This window comes from Kriegella aquimaris, assembly GCF_900103215.1.
GTDB classification, from domain to species: Bacteria; Bacteroidota; Bacteroidia; order Flavobacteriales; family Flavobacteriaceae; genus Kriegella; species Kriegella aquimaris.
The window spans coordinates 38,330-57,085 of the sequence record NZ_FNGV01000021.1 but is presented as its reverse complement, the minus strand read 5'-3'; the positions used below and the strand labels follow the sequence as shown (position 1 = coordinate 57,085).

At 39.0% G+C, this 18,756-nt stretch carries 15 protein-coding genes and 1 tRNA gene; 10 read left to right on the top strand and 6 right to left on the bottom strand.

Annotated features, from left to right (window positions below; genetic code table 11):
• Window positions 1-88 precede the first annotated feature (88 nt).
• Window positions 89-382, bottom strand: a complete 294-nt coding sequence (locus BLS33_RS23510) for a helix-turn-helix transcriptional regulator (RefSeq protein WP_176801492.1) — start codon at window positions 380-382, stop codon at window positions 89-91.
• 747 nt (window positions 383-1,129) lie between these two features.
• Here BLS33_RS23510 and BLS33_RS23505 point away from each other — a divergent pair.
• Both BLS33_RS23505 and BLS33_RS23500 read left to right on the top strand, forming a co-directional pair.
• The gene (locus tag BLS33_RS23505) at window positions 1,130-1,714 is read left to right on the top strand and encodes a hypothetical protein (protein ID WP_089895595.1); all 585 of its coding nucleotides are present in this window, start codon (window positions 1,130-1,132) and stop codon (window positions 1,712-1,714) included.
• Between the two features lie 5 nt (window positions 1,715-1,719).
• The gene (locus tag BLS33_RS23500; RefSeq protein ID WP_143017679.1) at window positions 1,720-2,325 is read left to right on the top strand and encodes a hypothetical protein; all 606 of its coding nucleotides are present in this window, start codon (window positions 1,720-1,722) and stop codon (window positions 2,323-2,325) included.
• A 322-nt stretch (window positions 2,326-2,647) separates the two neighbouring features.
• On the opposite strand, the gene BLS33_RS23495 is transcribed toward BLS33_RS23500, so the two are convergent.
• Window positions 2,648-2,721 (bottom strand) — tRNA-Ile (locus tag BLS33_RS23495).
• A gap of 63 nt (window positions 2,722-2,784) precedes the next feature.
• Window positions 2,785-3,219 carry a methylmalonyl-CoA epimerase gene (mce, locus tag BLS33_RS23490; RefSeq protein WP_089895590.1) on the bottom strand — a complete coding sequence of 145 codons (435 nt, stop codon included), beginning with the start codon at window positions 3,217-3,219 and terminating at the stop codon, window positions 2,785-2,787.
• A gap of 64 nt (window positions 3,220-3,283) precedes the next feature.
• Here mce and rbfA point away from each other — a divergent pair, with 64 nt between their 5' ends.
• The gene (rbfA, locus tag BLS33_RS23485) at window positions 3,284-3,676 is read left to right on the top strand and encodes a 30S ribosome-binding factor RbfA (protein ID WP_089895588.1); all 393 of its coding nucleotides are present in this window, start codon (window positions 3,284-3,286) and stop codon (window positions 3,674-3,676) included.
• Window positions 3,677-3,678: 2 nt separating this feature from the next.
• Window positions 3,679-4,872 (top strand): ABC transporter permease, encoded by a 1,194-nt coding sequence (locus BLS33_RS23480; protein ID WP_089895586.1) that lies wholly within the window; start codon window positions 3,679-3,681, stop codon window positions 4,870-4,872.
• Here the strand turns inward: BLS33_RS23480 and dusB are convergent.
• Window positions 4,869-5,867: a tRNA dihydrouridine synthase DusB gene (gene dusB, locus BLS33_RS23475; RefSeq protein WP_089895584.1), complete on the bottom strand. Its 999-nt coding sequence runs from the start codon at window positions 5,865-5,867 to the stop codon at window positions 4,869-4,871. The genes BLS33_RS23480 and dusB overlap by 4 nt on opposite strands.
• Window positions 5,868-5,985: 118 nt before the next feature.
• Entirely contained in the window at window positions 5,986-8,394 is a 2,409-nt protein-coding gene (locus BLS33_RS23470; protein WP_089895582.1) for an outer membrane beta-barrel family protein, read from the bottom strand.
• A 180-nt stretch (window positions 8,395-8,574) separates the two neighbouring features.
• On the opposite strand from BLS33_RS23470, the gene lepA reads away from it, so the two are divergent.
• The 4 genes from lepA (at window position 8,575) to BLS33_RS23450 (ending at window position 13,584) form a co-directional block, all read left to right on the top strand.
• Window positions 8,575-10,371, top strand: coding sequence for a translation elongation factor 4 (gene lepA / locus BLS33_RS23465; RefSeq protein WP_089895603.1), 1,797 nt, complete (start codon window positions 8,575-8,577; stop codon window positions 10,369-10,371).
• A gap of 138 nt (window positions 10,372-10,509) precedes the next feature.
• Window positions 10,510-10,743 (top strand): GTP-binding protein LepA, encoded by a 234-nt coding sequence (locus BLS33_RS23460; RefSeq protein WP_089895580.1) that lies wholly within the window; start codon window positions 10,510-10,512, stop codon window positions 10,741-10,743.
• A gap of 120 nt (window positions 10,744-10,863) precedes the next feature.
• Window positions 10,864-11,934 (top strand): sugar phosphate isomerase/epimerase family protein, encoded by a 1,071-nt coding sequence (locus BLS33_RS23455; protein WP_218129635.1) that lies wholly within the window; start codon window positions 10,864-10,866, stop codon window positions 11,932-11,934.
• 9 nt (window positions 11,935-11,943) lie between these two features.
• Window positions 11,944-13,584 (top strand): glycoside hydrolase family 140 protein, encoded by a 1,641-nt coding sequence (locus BLS33_RS23450; protein ID WP_089895576.1) that lies wholly within the window; start codon window positions 11,944-11,946, stop codon window positions 13,582-13,584.
• A gap of 4 nt (window positions 13,585-13,588) precedes the next feature.
• Here BLS33_RS23450 and BLS33_RS23445 read toward each other — a convergent pair whose 3' ends face one another.
• Window positions 13,589-15,457, bottom strand: coding sequence for a cation:proton antiporter (locus BLS33_RS23445; RefSeq protein ID WP_089895574.1), 1,869 nt, complete (start codon window positions 15,455-15,457; stop codon window positions 13,589-13,591).
• A gap of 129 nt (window positions 15,458-15,586) precedes the next feature.
• Between BLS33_RS23445 and BLS33_RS23440 the strand changes: the two genes are divergently transcribed.
• Entirely contained in the window at window positions 15,587-16,444 is an 858-nt protein-coding gene (locus BLS33_RS23440) for a universal stress protein (protein ID WP_089895573.1), read from the top strand.
• Window position 16,445: 1 nt separating this feature from the next.
• On the top strand, window positions 16,446-18,653 hold the full coding sequence (locus BLS33_RS23435; protein ID WP_089895571.1) for a SulP family inorganic anion transporter: 2,208 nt from the start codon (window positions 16,446-16,448) through the stop codon (window positions 18,651-18,653).
• The last annotated feature ends 103 nt before the right edge of the window (window positions 18,654-18,756 follow it).

Below are 18,756 nucleotides of genomic sequence, written 5' to 3'. Positions count from 1 at the left end.
CCTTCACCATTTTATAGTAGGCGGTGCCCACACGGATATAGGGAGTGTCTTTCATGATTCTATTTTTTGAATGAAGGGAGCCTCCAGTTTAGTGCTTTCTATTTTTCATCAACAGCTCGTTGAACCGCTGTTCCAGGGTTTCGTCCGAGAGGTCGGGTTCCCCCAACAGCCAGGCATCGATGGTATCCTTGTCAAAGAATTTCTGGCGGATATGGGGATTGTTCCCCATCGGGATGAGTTTTAAATGCGTCAGTTTGTAGATCTTGCTCTTGGACAGCCCGGTGTAAGCGACAAGGTCTTCAACGTTCATTACTTTTTTGTTGTGGCCGAGCAGTCCCTTAATCTCGGAGAGCAGCCCTACTACGTTTTCCTTTTCTTTCATGGTATTTCTTTTTAGGGTTTTGCCCAAATTAGAGGAGCGCCTACCGTCAAAAGAAATCCAAGGAAGTCTTTAACTAAAAAAAAGAATGTTTTTTGAAGAATTTTCAGCAATACACTAAAATCATCTAGGATTGTGCAAATGTTGAATTGTGAAATGGGAAGTCGGGCAACAATTGAATTAAAAAATCAGCCCAAGGATAAAAAGGATTAGGTTCGTTCGGCTGCCACCCACCCATTCCTTTATATACCGGTCGGTCTTTATCCTTGCCTTGGCAAGTTGCTTGCCCCCTCTTTAGGATAAATCCATAGGAATCATTTGTTCTTACTTTTAAATAAAGCCAAAAGAAACAAAGGGGGAAACAGAAGAGAATTTTAACGTTGATAAATGTTAAGTTTTATATCATAGAAGGAGGTCTAAGTACTTTATTGAAAATAAATGAACTATTGATTTTTTGGTCAGTATGATTTAGTCTAAAAAAAAGCTAGTTTAACGGTATAGTTCACAAATCAAGACTCGAACATTTATAGGAACTGTGACGTGTGTCGGCACAAACCTTACCAGATAAAAACCTTAGTAATTCTTAATCAAGTATTAAATATTTTGTACCTTATTTTTATTTAATTTCAAAATCGTTAAAACGATTTTCATTATAACGTTCTCCATTTGTCATTAATGAACAATATTTCTCTGATGGATACTTCTTAATATCTATTGTGAAAGCGAGGAAGATCGAATTATTAAATATTTATGAAGTTAGTTATTACACAGTACCTGATAGTTTTTTTAAGTTTTTACCCTATTAATCAGGATACAATTTATATTTCTAACAAATCAACCCTATGGAAAATTACATCGGATTTGACTGGCAATGGCAAATACTGGCCATTATTATGGTCTGGCAAACTAACAGAAGGTATATCTGAACATCCCGATTCCATTTTTCAGGGTATGGCATTCTCCACTGCACATTTGCGTAAATACCTCAAAACTGGATATAAAAACAAAAATGACTCAATCTCGATTATAAATTCCTTTGACTATATAGAACATCATTTGCTTAGACAAGATACGATGATAATTAATCTGTCAAATGAATTAAAGTTTAATAACAAACTCGTTCGCGCAGAGTTTAAACTTATAAACGATGATTTGATTTCTATTGCTGAAAATACAGATTCAAGTATATTTTCCTTAAAATTTTTGTTCTCCATTATAGTGATTCCAATAATAATAGGCTTATTCGCAAACTATGTATATAATACAAGAGGAGACATCATAGGGGGAGTTGAAGGATTTTATAATTCAATCAAAAAAAGGATAATCAAAAAATAGCTCAGGTGCCAACAAAACATAAATTTTCTATTAGGATTTTTACTTTTTGGTCTTTATTAGCCATGTCGGTATCCTATTTCATATTTTATTACGAAAGTCCTTATTTAACGAAGAATGATTCTGTTGAATTTTATGAGCATTTGTTGTCAAGTAGAATGTCCAAAATGGCAATTGACTCGACCTTCTCTGGCTTTACACAAGAAGAAGTTTATAGTTTATTAAGTGAAACTAACGAAGTTTATAATAAAAAAAGACAAAAAGGTTTACTTACCTATCTCAGCTTTGTAGTAATGCTTATAGGACTAATTGTTTTAATTAGTTTTTATTACAAATTCCTTTTAAGATCAAAAAGAGACAGGTTGAAATTTGAGTCTGCAATAAAAAATGATTTTGCAGAATCAAGGTTAAAATACCAATTATTAATTAAGGATTTGAAGCAAAAAATAATTAACGATTATAGAACCAATAACAAAGTAGACCTCCCAACATTACTTATTATTAAGGACTATTTGCACAAAAAAGATAAAGATCTGGCCACAAATATCCTTGCCAGTCAGTATGACAAAAGTAAATTAGATTTGTTATTCATCGAATTTGAAAAAGAAATTTAATTATTTTTTAGTTGACGTAAATGAGATAGGCAAAAGAAGAAATCAAAAAAAGGTAATGGTTTAACCAAGAAGGAATTATTGTTTTAAGAAGCAAAAAAAGAAATTTTCAGCAGATATCATTCAGTCTCTCATTTGGTCTTTTTAATAGTTTCGTTTATTTTTCATCTTTTATGGGAAAATTTCAAACGGCAGAATCGCAAAAGGGGGTCTAATCCCTAAAATAAAATCCGTGAAGAAAAAATATGAAAATGTTGTACCTATGTTGTACCCGCTCCAAAAAAGAAAAGCTTCCGATTTCTCGGAAGCCCCGTCTTTATTGACGTGGTCCCACCTGGGCTCGAACCAGGGACCACCTGATTATGAGTCAGGTGCTCTAACCAACTGAGCTATAGGACCAAAAATGAGGGCAAATTTAACCATTAAGCCCAATTACACAAAATTATTAACGCACCTTTTGTTCTAAATACCATTTTCATCGCCTTTATAGGGGTTTACAGCGACATCTTGACACAACTCTACCAATACGCCATTTACTGTTTTCGGGTGTAAAAACACTACCCACTTATTGTCGGCACCTTTCTTGGGAGCATCGTTCAGTACCGTGAATCCCTCTTTTTTAAGACGCTTGATTTCGGCCCATATATCCCTTACTTCAAAGGCGATATGGTGAATGCCCTCACCCCTTTTTTCAACAAACTTGCCGATGGCACTTTCTTTACCCATCGCCTCCAATAATTCTATTTTGTTCGAACCGATTTTGAAAAAGGAAGTCCGTACACCTTCCGATTCTACCGCCTCGGTTTTATAGCTTGGGGTTCCTAAAAGTTTTTCAAATAATGCGTTCGAGGTCTTCAAATTCTTTACAGCAATACCAATATGTTCTATTTTCTCCATAAATAGACTTTAGAAACTTACTATTACTTCTCTAAGATACAGTATTCCTTCGTATTTTTGCCCAATGGAAACGCAACGACAGAAAAAAATAGCCGGGGTCATTCAGAAAGATATTGTCGATATTCTTCAAAAGGCGGCAATTGATGGAGGATTAAAAGGCATACTAATTTCAGTCACCAAGGTATCGGTAACTACGGATTTATCCATAGCCAAAGTATACCTCAGCATTTTTCCCAATAAAAGCGCTGCCGAATTAATGGAGGGTATCAAATCAAATCAGCCATTGATCAAGCATGATTTGTCACAACGTACCAGAAATCAATTACGAAGAGTGCCTGAATTGTTATTTTTTTTAGATGATTCGTTAGATTACATAGAAGGTATCGACAAATCATTAAAAGAGGGAGAAAACCCCATTGAGAATAGGGACTTGCTTGATAAGAGAAAAAAAATATAGGATTGAATTTTCCGCTATATATCGCCCAGCGCTACGTGCGCTCTAAAAGCAGCCAAAATGCGGTAAATATTATTAATTTCATTACTTTCCTTGTAATCATTATTGGTTCGGCAGCCCTATTTATTGTCTTATCAGGGTTTGCAGGATTAAAAACCTTTAGCCTCTCATTTACTGACATTTTCGATCCCGATTTAAAAGCTACCCCTACCACAGGAAAGTTTTTTTCCATTTCGGCAGCTCAGGAAAATGATTTAGATAAAATTGGGGGTATTGCATCTTTTTCCAAAGAAATAGAAGAGAAGGTTTCCCTTGTCTATAATGAAAAATATTGCATTGCGGAAATTAAGGGTGTAGATGACCAGTACAACAAAACAACCGGTGTCGATAGCATCGTATATTTTGGCAAATGGGATATAGGCAACGGCTTTGGCGTGGCCGGTATTGAAATTACCAGATTATTGGGTCTAGCAGTTAATCAATACAGAAATCCATTGGTCGTAATGGTTCCAAAACCGGGCAAAGGTTCAATATCTCTAAAATCACTTAAGACAAAGCCATTAGTTCTTAGTGGAATTTATGCCATCGAGGAAAACCTGGATAAGAAATATGTTTTTACCGACCTGGCATTGGCACAAGAGCTGTTGGAAAAGAACAGTGACCAAATATCGGGAATCAATTTCAAGCTTGTACAAGGGGCCGAACCTTCTGAGGTCAAAAAAGAAATAAACAAAATTTTTGGCAATACCGTTATTTTAAAGAATAGAAGGGAGCAAAATAGTACCCTGCACCGTATGCTAAATACAGAGAATTTAGCCACTTACCTCATTTTCACCTTGGTGCTTATAATTGCTCTTTTTAATGTGGTCGGGGCTATTATTATGATGATATTGGACAAACAACAAAACTCAAAAACCCTTTATAACCTAGGCGTTACAATTAAGCAACTTCGACGCATCTATTTTGTTCAAGGGATGATAGTTACCACTTCGGGCGGAATCATAGGCGTATTACTGGGATCATTGCTTATTGTTTCACAACTCTCTTTCGGATGGTTAAAGATTACCCCCTCACTTCCCTACCCTGTAGAATACAATATTGTCAATGTTATTGTGGTTCTGGCGACAATAACCGTACTGGGCATAATTGCTTCAAAAATTGCAAGTACGCGGATTGGCAAGAAATTGATTGCCTCTTAAAGAGAAGCAAATTCATAATCTGCAAACTTTTCTGAAACCTCATCGAAAGCGGCAAATACATCTACGGCATCGTCGCTGGTAACCATCTTCATTCGGTATTCCTTAAAGTTGGGAATTCCTTTAAAATAGTTGGTGTAGTGCCGACGAGTCTCGAACACGCCGAGTTTTTCACCTTTCCAGTCTATGGCCATCTGCAAGTGGCGTCGAGCTGCCTCTACGCGTGCTGTCAACGTAGGGGGCGCTAGGTAATCCCCGTTTTTCAGAAAGTGCTTTACCTCTGCGAAAAACCAAGGATTTCCAATGGTTGCACGGCCGATCATAGCACCATCAAGACCATAATCGTCACGCATTCTTTTAGCTGCTTCGGGTGAACTGATATCTCCATTTCCAAAAACAGGAATGTGCATACGCGAGTTGTTTTTCACCGCTGCAATAGGCGCCCAATTCGCATCACCTTTATACATTTGTACTCGCGTGCGACCATGAATGGCAATGGCTTGGCAGCCTACATCTTGCAGACGTTCTGCTACTTCTACTATTTTTATCGAATCATGGTCCCAGCCCAAACGTGTCTTAACTGTTATCGGCAAATGGGTTCGTTTTACCATTTCTTCGGTCAATTTGACCATCAGCGGAATATCTTTCAAAATACCGGCTCCCGCTCCTTTGCAAACGACTTTCTTAACCGGACAACCAAAATTAATATCGATAATATCAGGATTTGATTTTTCTACAATCTCCACCGACTGTAGCATAGAATCTAAATTGGCCCCGAAAATCTGGATTCCGACAGGGCGTTCCTTTTCATAAATATCGAGTTTCATTACGCTTTTGGCGGCATCGCGTATCAGGCCTTCGGAAGAAATAAATTCGGTGTAAACCACATCTGCACCCTGCTCTTTGCACAATGCACGAAAAGGGGGGTCGCTAACATCTTCCATGGGAGCAAGCAATAGCGGGAACTCAGGCAGTAATATGTCTCCAATTTTTGGCATGCCGCAAATTTACAACTAATCTCGAAGTTGTTGAAATTCGACCGCAAATACCTCATAATTTGGGTTTAACTGTACAAATCTTTCAGAATAAAATCGTTCGGATTACCCTATTCTGATCCTAAATTCGATCTCTTTCGTCGATACTTTTTGACTTCTTGTTGTTCTTAATGGCCACATTTCCGAATTTGTACCTGAAGCCTAAGGTAAATAATCGATTTTCCCGACGTGATAAGGAAGTATTGTATTGATTATTGAACTGCCGGACGTTAAAGAGATTGCCCTGATTAAAGATGTCGTCTACGCCAATGGAAATGCTTGCTTTTTTATTCCACAACGTCTTGCGCAGGGCAATTCCCAATTTACTATAGGGATCTTGTCTTGAATTACCTACGGCCAGACGTGAAAAATAGGTAAAATCTATATCTAACAATAGGCTTTTGTCGTTTAATAGTGTAAAGCCGTTGTTTGCCCGCACATACCATGTCCAAAGTCCATTATCGAGCAATTGTTGAGAGTATATATCGGTAAATCGATTTTCTTTATAATAATAGGAGAATGATAAATAGCTGTACCAAAAACGGGTAATATCCTTATTCAAAGAAAAATAAGTGCCATAGGTGACATCCCTATCTAAATTAGTACTTATAAAACGCAATAAATTGGCATCATTATCTTGAAATACTTGTTGCCTCAACTGATCTCTCTGGTTTCTATAAAAAATTTCAGCGGTATAACTTCGATCGAAAGTATACTCTATGGCAATATAATCGCGTATAGCAGGCAAGAGATCCGGGTTTCCTTCAACAACTGAATTATTGCTCTGAAAAACTTGAAAGGGATTCACACTGCCATAACGGGGCCTATTTATGCGGCGGTAATACTGAAGACTGAATTCGTGATTTTTGTTCAAGGCATATTTTACCGATAAGGAAGGAAACAGCTCGAGGTATGTTCTTTTATTGACCTCGGGCCTTACATCGAGATGACCCAAAGTTTCGGTATATTCTGCACGCAAACCTGACTTAATGTTCCATTTATCCCATTTTGCATTAAAGCTAGCATACGCGGCATAAATTGATTCGTCATAGGTAAATCTTCCTGCCAATGTAGGGTCGATTCCCGTTTGACTTTGGTCAAATCCTTGTTGCGAAATTATGCTTTTAGAGGCTATTGATGCATATCGAATACCTGATTCAATCTGTGCAGATGAGCCTAAAGGCTGTGAATAATCTGCCTGAAGGCTGAACAAGTTAAGTTTTTGCTCTGAGTTTGTGGTAAAATCGTTTTCGTCGGTCCTGTTGCCCGCCACATCGTAAAAATCGGTTTCCAGCATCTGACCTCTCTCATAATCATAATAGGTATAATGCGAATTGATGGCGATTTCACTCCCCTTCTTATTCATTTTATGTACATAATCAAGATAATATGAGGTGTTCAACTGTTCTTCATGGGAGTTATTAATTGTATTAAACTTTGAATTCAAAGGTCCTTCAGGGTCATTTATAGAAGTTTCCGTATCATAAATTCTATCTACTTTCGGCGACCATTCATGTATTGTAGAAAAGCTAATAGTGGTTTTGTCATCGATGTCGTAATCAAAAAAGGAAGTTGCATTGTGCCGTTTTATCCGTTTTGTATACTCCTGTTCGGCCGTCCAAACTGAGGCAATTTCATCAGCCTCAAAAAAATTGGTGACATCGGTAAATTTTGCAAGCTCTTTACTGTCACCAAAATTATAGTTTATAGAAGCTCGCGTTTTTTTTCCTTTGAAATAATGGTCCATTCCAAATGTATGTTTGGGAAAAACTCCCTGTACATATCTATTATAAATAGCTCCGTTGTAACCAGCAATCAGGTTTTTCTTCATCTTTATGTTGATGAGCATGTCACCTTCAGCGGTATATTTCGAGGGGGGGTTGGTGATAATTTCTATGGACTCGACATTACTGGCAGAAGTGCCCGATAAAAGATTGATAATATCTTCGTCAGGGAGGTTTACGATGCGGTCATTTATCAATAAACCGACGGAATTGGTTCCTTTTATGGTCAATATATTATCAATGACCACTATGCTTGGTGTACGTTTTAATACGGACCAAATATCATCGTCGGATAAAGCGGTATTCTCTATTCTAAAAACCATCCGATCTACCTGGCGTTCCAAACGAGGTTTTTGTAGGGTAACCACGACCTCTTCTAGTGATTGGGCATTACTTCCCACATTTATTGAGGCAACGTCAATATCTGAATTTACTTCGACCCAACGCAGTTCCGACTCATTCTCAATATAGCTTGCCTTAATAAAATAGTTTCCGCGTGATACACCTGCTATTTCAAAATATCCTTGATTGTCTGCAGAAGTCCCTTTAATCATTGTAGAATCCCCTATCGCAAGTAAAAATACGTTGGCATGGGCCAAAGCCAAGTCCTCCGAATCCTTGACCACTCCGGAAACCTTATATTCCTGTGAAAAGAGAAAAGAGTTAGTTGCTATCCAAAAAAGTGAAAGAAAAACAAGATTCTTCACAAGACTAGTAGGTTTTATGCCAAATCTAACAATTTTTGTCGGAAATACCTTATAATTAACATTCGTTGGTCAGAAAAACCCAAGGTTCGAAGCTCTTGTTATATAATTATTGAAGCAAAGTTAACGACTGTTTATTTTGCGTTATATTTGCAGTTGCTAAAAACGCTAAAAAACCCTTTTGTGAAGCATATTCGAAATTTTTGCATCATTGCCCATATAGACCATGGTAAAAGTACTTTGGCCGATAGGCTATTGGACTTTACCGGATCTGTAACCGAGCGAGAGAAAAAAGAACAGTTGCTTGACAGTATGGACTTGGAGCGCGAGCGCGGTATTACCATTAAGAGCCATGCCATTCAGATGGATTACACCCATGAAGGCACCGACTATATATTAAATTTAATCGACACCCCTGGCCACGTCGATTTTTCATACGAAGTTTCACGTTCTATAGCGGCCTGTGAAGGGGCTTTATTGGTGGTCGATGCCGCTCAAAGTATACAAGCGCAGACTATCAGCAACCTTTATTTAGCCTTAGAAAATGATCTAGAAATTATTCCGGTGCTGAACAAGGTCGACCTACCGAGTGCAAACCCTGAAGAGGTGACCGATGACATTGTTGATCTTTTGGGCTGTAAGCCCGAAGAAGTGATTCCGGCAAGCGCAAAAACAGGAATTGGCATTCAAGAAATTTTAACCGCTATTATAGAACGCATACCGCCTCCCAAAGGCAACCCAGATGAGTCTTTACAAGCATTGGTCTTTGATTCGGTCTATAATCCTTTCAGAGGGGTGGAGACGTATTTTAGGGTGATAAACGGAGAGATAAAAAAGGGACAAAAAATAAAATTTGTAGCTACGGACAAGAATTATTTTGCCGATGAAGTTGGCACCTTGAAATTAACACAGCATCCCCAAAAATCAATTAAAACAGGGGATGTAGGATATCTGATTACGGGAATAAAGGATGCCCGCGAAGTAAAGGTGGGCGATACTATCACCGATGCCGCCAGCCCCACAAAAAACCCCATTGCCGGTTTCGAAGATGTAAAACCGATGGTTTTTGCAGGAATATATCCTGTTGACACCGAAGACTTTGAAGAGCTGCGCTCTTCTATGGAGAAATTACAACTAAACGACGCCTCATTAGTTTTTGCTCCAGAAAGTAGTGCCGCCTTAGGTTTCGGCTTCCGTTGCGGATTTTTGGGAATGCTCCATATGGAGATTATTCAAGAACGGCTAGAGCGTGAATTTGACATGACCGTAATTACGACGGTTCCCAACGTTAGCTATCATGCTTTTACACGTAAAAATCCGGAAACCCCGTTAATTGTTAACAATCCCTCCGACCTACCGGATCCTTCCACGGTCGACCGTGTTGAAGAACCCTATATAAAAGCAACGATTATCACAAAGTCTGATTTTGTTGGTAATGTAATGTCCCTTTGTATCGAAAAAAGGGGACAGATTACCAATCAAACTTATTTAACTACCGAAAGGGTCGAGCTCAATTTTGATATGCCTTTGGCAGAAATTGTGTTTGATTTCTATGACCGATTGAAAACCGTCTCAAAAGGCTATGCTTCTTTTGATTATGCACCTATTGGAATGCGGGTTTCTAAGTTGGTTCGTGTAGACATTCTGTTAAACGCCCAACCCGTTGATGCCTTATCTGCACTGATCCATGCCGACAATGCACAAAACATCGGCAAGAAAATGTGCGAAAAACTAAAGGAACTTATTCCCAGACAGCAGTTCGATATTCCCATTCAAGCAGCAATCGGGGCCAAAATAATTTCACGGGAAACCATAAAAGCGCTTCGTAAAGATGTAACCGCGAAATGTTACGGAGGTGATATCTCCCGTAAGCGAAAGTTGCTGGAGAAACAGAAAAAAGGTAAAAAAAGAATGCGCCAAGTGGGTAATGTTGAAATTCCACAGCAAGCATTTATGGCCGTACTAAAGTTAAACGACTGAAAACCTGAAACAAATAGTTGAGCAAATCAGTTCTGCAAAATATACTCATGCGTATTTTCCCACAAAACTTATCAACATGTACAATATTCGTTGCAAAGCAATAGTTATACCCAATACCATTGCTAAGTCTTAAAAAAGATGACAACATATATTGCACAGTTTACTGCTAAACACCAAATTCTTCAAGTAGAACAGAACTCCATCTTTATATGGAGACAAGAAAGTGGCGCGATTGATACTTCATTGTTGGAAGATAAAATCAAACGGGAATCTGCCCTACACTTTTATGAACTGGTTGCTGGTGAAGATTATGATATTAACCAAGAAGATATTTTGGTGACCATAGAAAAAACCCAAGCCTTTTCAGGCTAAGGCGACTAATTTGTCTTTTCAATTTTATTAAGATTCTGGGATGCACATCGATTTTATGCCATTTAAAGGCAAGAAGAGCGATTTCATTCTCAGGCATTCCTTGATTTCAAGTTGTTCCCAGTGGACTATTTTACATCAAGAAAAGCGAAAAACCTTTCTTCTTGTCGGGTAGATAAGTATCGTTTGGTGAACAAGCCTATACTCAATCTGATTCCCCTTAAAAAGCATCTTGTTTTTTTAGTATCTTTAATAAATCTCATCGAGCCTTTATTACGACTTATGCGCACCCGGAGAAATTTTGTTAGAGCCTTATTAACTATACCGGCTCTTGCCACCTTAAGCGATTCTTTCGCTTTTTCAAAATGGGAAGAAAATCAGCAATCGTACTCTCATAAATTTAAGTTGAGCCTAAACCTCTATTCTTTCAATGCTTTTTTAAAAGAAAAAAAAGTCGATTTGTTCGACATGTTAGATTTCTGCGCGCAACATAACTTCGATGCCATCGATCCCACTGGATACTACTTTCCGGGCTACCCTGCAGTGCCAACAGATGATTTTATAAATAATTTTAAGCGAAGGGCTTTTATTTTGGGCCTTGATATCAGTGGTACCGGGGTTCGTAATAATTTCGCCGATCCAGACGCCAATAAGCGTAATGCCGATATTGAACACATTAAGCAATGGATCGAAGTTTCTGCTAAAATGGGAAGCCCCCATCTTCGTATTTTTGCGGGAGAACATAACCACAAAGGCTATTCAAAAGATCAAGTTTTCGAATGGATGGCCAAAGACATTCGTGAATGTTGCAATTACGGAAAAAAGCATGGGGTTATCGTCGCTTTACAAAACCACAATGGGTTTTTAAAGACTGCCGACGATGTCAATATACTGTTCGAAAAGGTCAATTCAGAGTGGTTGGGACTTAATCTTGATATCGGAAGCTATCGACAAAAAGACCCTTATGAAGAAGTGGCCAAGAACATTCACCACGCCGTTACCTGGCAAATCAAAGAAAATGTATGGATGGATGGACAGGAAAAGCATACCGATTTCCTAAAACTGTTTACAATCATAAAAAAGGCGGGTTATCGGGGTTACCTACCGCTAGAAACACTCGGTGAAGGCGACCCTTTTCAAAAGGTTGAAGGCTTATTAAAAGAAGTGAAAAGAGCAATGGCTCAAGTTGAATAGGTTAGCTATATGAACACTAATAAGAAGTTATTTACTTTTTTAATGCTGCCGTTAATCCTTTTTTCCCAAAAGGAAATAAAAAAAGTAGCACAATGGACCACCCATGAAATCAACTTGACCGCCACGGACAAATACGAGAATCCGTATGCCGATGTCGATGTTTGGGCCGTATATACCAATCAAAATGGAGACTCGCTAAAGAGACCTGCTTTTTGGAGTGGTGAAAACAATTGGAAACTACGTTTCTCCCCACCGGATGCAAACATATCCTGGTCATGGAAAACTTTTTCTTCTAATCGAAACGATACAGGTTTAAACGGAAAAAAAGGCACTTTCGAGTCTATCCCTTATAAAGGGAATAACCGACTTATAAAAAATGGTTTGTTGAAAATGTCAGCGGGGCATAGAAATGTGGTCCATCAATCAGGGAGGTCTTTTCTGATAGTGGGCGATACACCGTGGGCCCTTCCATTTAGGGCAACCAAAGAGCAAGCCGAAGCTTATGCCAAAGACCGTCATGAAAAAGGCTTCAACACAGCGCTCCTGATGACACTGCAACCCGATATTAACGCTAAAGGCCCCAACGTCAGAAATGTCGAGCAAGGGTTTAACCGTGCCTTTAAAGACCTCTCAGACGGACATATTAATGAAGTGAATCCAGAATATTTTGACTATTTAGATAAAATAGTGGCTATTTTGATCGACCATGAAATTGTTCCGGTATATCAGCCCGTGTTTCATGGTTTTGGTTGGAAAGGATTACAAGTATTGGGTTCAAAAATAGAACCACAAGAATATGTGCGCTACACCAAATATCTTCTGGCACGATATGGCAGCAACCCTGCTTTTTGGCTTATTGCTGCCGACCATGATGGCAATGATCCCGGAGTCAAGGAAAGTGGTATCATGCTACAGGATTGGGATTGTTATCAGCAGCCTACCGGCCTTCATTATAACCCTTGTGATGATTTCGTTGCCGAGTGGGCGACAAACGACCCCTCTAAACATTGTATGCATCATAACAAAACCTATCAAAAAGAGCAATGGCTAGATTTTCAATGGGCACAGACAGGGCATGGGGGTGATCATCAATACCACAAAGTAGAGCGTATGTACGACAACCTTCCCACAAAGGCCGTTGCCAATGGGGAATCTACCTACGAAGGTATGAATAACGGAGAAAATGGCCTAGGTTGGTGGCAGGGCGAAGAGGCCTGGATGCAATTGATGCATGGTGGCACAATGGGTGTTGTCTATGGCGCTGCAGCCTTATGGCAATGGAAAATTTCAGCCAATGAAGAAGGTTGGGGAGAATGGGCGGATCAACCTTTATCATGGAGGGAGGCCATGAGGCTAGAGGGATCGAAATATGTCGGCTTGGTAGGAAAGATTTTAGGTGAAATCGATATCACCGATATCGAAAAACGCTGGGACCTTGCCAATGGCGAGCCATTATTGGCAAAAGAGGGCAGCCTTTATCTCTCATTTTTACCAAACGGTGGTGCGATAACCATCGAAAATCTTCCTAAAAATTTAAATTACCGTTGGATAAATCCTAAAACAGGAGAGACAAAACTAAGCGGTATTGGCAGAGAAAAAACTTTTAAAGCTCCCGATGAAAACGCGTGGGTACTTTTAATTAGTGAATAACATATCAATCGACTGCCTCTAAATCCTCGTTATCGTTATCGCTGGTCTCGTCGACATCGAACATTTTTCCTAAATAAACCAATCGGAAACCTTCTTTAATATCATCAAACTCAGTACTGAAAGATGAAATTATCTTTAAATCGTTTTCCGGTGTTTTCAAAAAAACAGGTACTGTATATTTTTCACCCTTCGAAATTTCAATAAGGCCCTCATAATGTTCTTGGCTTTTTATTTCTATTTCGTGCATGACCGGGTATTGGCGTGCCGTCTCCGTAATTTTGATGAAGTCATCAGTGTGAGAGAACAATCCTTCCTTAGGGGTGTTCTCTGGATCGTTCATCTCATCTGCATCGACCAGTCGAAATGAACCATATTCGCCAAACTGCTTTCTAAATTTATCAATGGCGTACTTGTTTATATCAGAGTTTCCGGTAAGTGCCATTAAATAGCCAACATCGTTGAGTTCGATATTATCGGTAAGTGTGTCAGAATAGATGTTGGCCACAAATGCTTCAAGTCCCAGTTTTTTAGCCTTATTGATATTGGTTTGGTTATTATCTATCAACACCACATGACGGTCGTTCTTATTCAAATAATCTCCGATTAATCGCGAGACCTTCGAAGCCCCGATAATTAATATGCCCTCTGATTTTCTCAAGAATACCCCAATAACCTTTGCGAAGAACCTAGCGGTGGTCGCATTTAGTAAAACAGTACCTAATACAATCATAAAGACAAGCGGGGTAATATATTCCGCACCTGGTTCTCCCTTTAATAATAGTTTAGATCCAAAAAGCGAAGCTATACCTGCCGCGACGATACCCCTTGGCCCGACCCATCCAATAAAAATCTTTTCATTTAATTTCAGATTCGAGCCCCAGGCGCTAAGAAAAACTCCCAATGGCCGAATTAAGAAGACAATTATTGCAAATAACATAACCGTTTTCCAATTGTATATTAATTCTAAGTCGGCCAAATTGATATTGGCGGCCAATAGAATGAAAAGTATGGAAATCAACAGTACACTAAGTGATTCCTTGAAGTACAGCAATTCTTTAATATTTGGCAGGTCTGTATTTCCCATGACCATCCCCATAACAACGACAGCCAACAACCCAGATTCATGGGCAAATACATCTGACATAACGAAAACTAATAATACTACGGAAAGGGAGACAACATTTAGTAAGTAATGGGGTACAAAGTTTTTTTTGATGACGAACGTTAGCGCATGGGCAAATGTGAAACCAAATGTGAAGCCGAACAACAAAATTTTACCAAACTCAATAAGGGCCGTCATCGTGTAGGCCTGGCCTTCGCCAACACTTATGAATTCGAAGACCAGAACGGCTGCCAATGCCCCAATCGGGTCAATTAGAATACCCTCCCACTTCAAAACAGTGGAAATATCTTTTTTTAAAGGAATATTTCTTAAAATAGGGGTAATCACTGTTGGGCCGGTAACGATTATCAAAGCAGAGAATAAAAACGAAATCTGCCAGCTAAGACCGAAAATGTAATGGGCGGCAATTCCGGCAGTAAAAAAGGTGACCAAGCTTCCTAAAGTTATTAGTTTAGTGATAACCGGTCCTACATTTCGTATTTCTGAGCGTTTTAAGGTCAATCCTCCTTCAAACAGAATGATACTAATGGCCAACGAAACAAAATAGTAGAGTCCTTCCCCAGGGAAAAGCCCTTTTTCCCCATTCCAAATGGGTTCTATAATTTTAGTGCCGTCTTCGGTGAACATGGTTGCAATCGGTCCGACCAACAAACCAATAAGAATTAGAGGCAAAATGGCTGGTAATTTTAAACGCCAGGCTACCCACTGAGCAATTATTCCTAATATAATGATTCCGGCAAGCTCTATCATTCGTGATGGTTTAAATGTGCAAGGTAAATACTACACACGAAAAATAACATTTTATTTTAAAACCCTACCATAATCCACCCAGATTTCGGTTCTTATTTATTGTATTATCTTGGGCCCACAATCTTTTTAATGTATACCAAGGTTAAACCTTTTAAAACCATCTTGTTCGGATTTGCATTTTCGCCATCCTTGAAGGTAAATGTTCTCGAAGCCACCCGCATAGCCTATTTTTTTGGTGCAAAACTAATTTTGTTACATGTTGGTGAGAAAACTATAGAAAAGTCAAATGGCATCGAAACGCTACTAACAGAAACGGAACACCCAGAACTTTCGGTCGAAATACAATGGAAAAATGGAAACCCATTCCAAGTAATATTAGAAACTTGTAAGACTTCGAATATCGATTTGCTGATTTTGGGTGCAGTACAACATGAAAATCTCTTTCGGTTTTATGTAGGTTCCATCGCTAGAAAGCTGACGCGAAAAGTATGTTGTTCTGTACTATTACTTATAAAACCTTCAGCAGTACGCATACCTTGTAAACATATTGTTGTCAATGGAGTTGATGCTCCCGACACACCATTAGCAATTGAAATGGCCTTTTATGTAGCAAAGATTCTCGGTTCACAACAACTTACCATAGTGGAAGAAATTTTACAAAAAGAGCTTCACGTGACCGTAGAAGATGATAGATCTCTCAAAAAAGCCAATATTATGAAAGAACGACTTAAACACCGTGAAGAATCGAGGGTACGCAAGATAATTTCGGAACTCCCTGAAGTAATGACCAAGGATGTCGTGATAAAAATGCAAAGTATATTCGGCAAACATGGTTATTCTATTGGCCATTATGCAGAGGTGGTACGGGCCGACCTTTTGGTGATGAACGCTCCTATAAAAACCGGGCTACTGGATCGCATATTTACCCACGATATCGAATATATTCTTTCAGATTTGCCCACAGATCTACTAATCGTAAGAAACTGATTTGTCTCCAAAAACCAACCATACCCAAAATTTTGTAAAGACCTTACCCAAGAATATTTTTTCGGGATTTGTGGTTTCCCTCATCGCACTTCCTTTGGGCCTAGGTTTAGCTCTCGCCAGTGAAGCCCCTCCCATATCTGGTATAATAGCGGCGATTGTTGGTGGCATTGTAGTTTCATTGCTTGGGGGTTCCAACGTAACCATAACAGGACCGGGAAATGGAATGGTGATTGTACTTCTCAATGCAATAACGACCTTAGGTGGCGGAGACATGTACCAAGGTTATTTGTATACACTTGCGGCGGTAGTTGTTTCAGGCGTACTGCAAATTTTGTTGGGTTTTTTAAAAATGGGGAAATTGGCAGACTTTTTTCCGGCTTCCGCCATTGAAGGTATGTTGGCCGCTATAGGCCTTGGTATACTGTCAAAACAGTTTCATATCATGATCGGTAATAACGATGCTTCCGGTAGCATAGTCACACTATTAGGAAATATACCAAATGGTATTTATTCTCTTTTTCAACAGCTCGAACTCATGTCTTTGGTTGCCGCAGCCATAGGTATCACTGGGTTTTTAATAATGGTGTTCTATTCAAAAATAAGAAACCCGTACTTTCATTTGATTCCCGCTCCCATGTGGATCATTATCATTTCCGTAGGACTAAGCTTTACTCTATCGGCACTACAGATACCCTATCCTCTAGACGCGACTTTTTTGGTAAACATTCCCGATGATGTCTTAGGTAGTTTGGCTTTTCCTAATTTTTCTAAAGTTTTAGAGGGTGATTTCATAGTCACGGTTTTTGCCATAACACTTATCGCCAGCATAGAATCTCTTCTCAGTATTAAAGCTGTAGACAAGTTAGATTCTTTGAATAGACGATCCAATGTTAATAAAGATCTTAAGGCCCTAGGCTTTGCGACGGCAATAAGTGGAATGTTGGGCGGTATCAATGTGGTAACCGTTATCGCCAGAAGCTCGGTGAACGTCAATAACGGGGCAACCAACCGATCGGCGAATTTCTTTCATGCTTTTTTTCTCGCCGCCCTCGTACTATTGTTCCAAGATCAGCTAAGAAAAATTCCGATGGCCGCATTGGCAGCAATTCTGGTTTATACCGGTTATAAATTGGCAACCCCAAAAACATTTCGAAAAATTGCTAAAATAGGCCGGGAACAGATTGCCATCTTTCTAATAACTTTGTTTACCACCTTATTTACCAATCTAATAACCGGTATAAGTATTGGTATATTCGCGACTTTCATCATACATATCATTCTCAACAAAAGTTTTTCACTTTTTGTCAGCCATCTTACAAAACCCAACGTGCTATTGTTTAAAGAACGCGATGGTGGCAACTTTTATCTCAGCGTCAAGTATTTTTGTAGCTTTTTGAATTTTTATAAACTAAAAAATAAGCTTGACATGGTTCCTGAGAACCAAGATGTGGTGTTAGATTTCTCAATGTGTACTTTCGTTGATCACACGGTAATGGAAGGTCTTGAGAACTATACAGAGGCTTTTGCCAAAAAGGGTGGAAGCATTGAAATTATCGGTCTTGACAAGCATGGTACCCACTCAAAACATCCTTTTGCAATTCGAAAAATCATACCCTTTGCGAAGCTTAGTACCATAGAGCGCTACTTTACCAAAAGGCAGGTACTGCTAAAAGCTACAGCCAAAGAATTCAAATGGCACTATGCCCCGAAAAAAAACACCAAAACGCAATTTCTGTGCGGTTTTATTTTTTTCACAACTCGACAAATACCATACTTGTACAATACGCTATCGAGCGAAGATTGTAAATTCAGATTGTTCGATGTTGATTTTACAGAAGGTGCAGGTATTGCCCATGAAGAGGTAAAGACGACGGTGATGCATATTGAAATGGGCACAAAAATTCCAATTTTTGTACTAGATAGGGAAGGCCTACTCGATTTCATCTATAATCTGGCCGGTTTTAAAGATATCGATCTTCTAGACCATCCTGATTTTAACAAAAGATTTTTTCTCAGTGGTGAGAACAAGCTTGAGATTCAGAAGTTGTTCAACGATAAACTGATTCTCTTTTTCGAAAGCAATCCCTATTATCATGTAGAATCGAACGGTACTTCGCTACTTATTCTTAAAAAGGAACGTCTTCTCAGCGTTCAGGAAATAAAAGCCATGATTTATTTTGGTCAGCAACTACATCAATTAATACGATAGCCTGCTCAAGTTGCCCTCCAAAATTTGAGGAACTTGAACAGTAAAGTGTGTTAAAAAATTCTTAGTTATTCGGGTAACCCTTTTCCTTTTCATAATTTGCAAC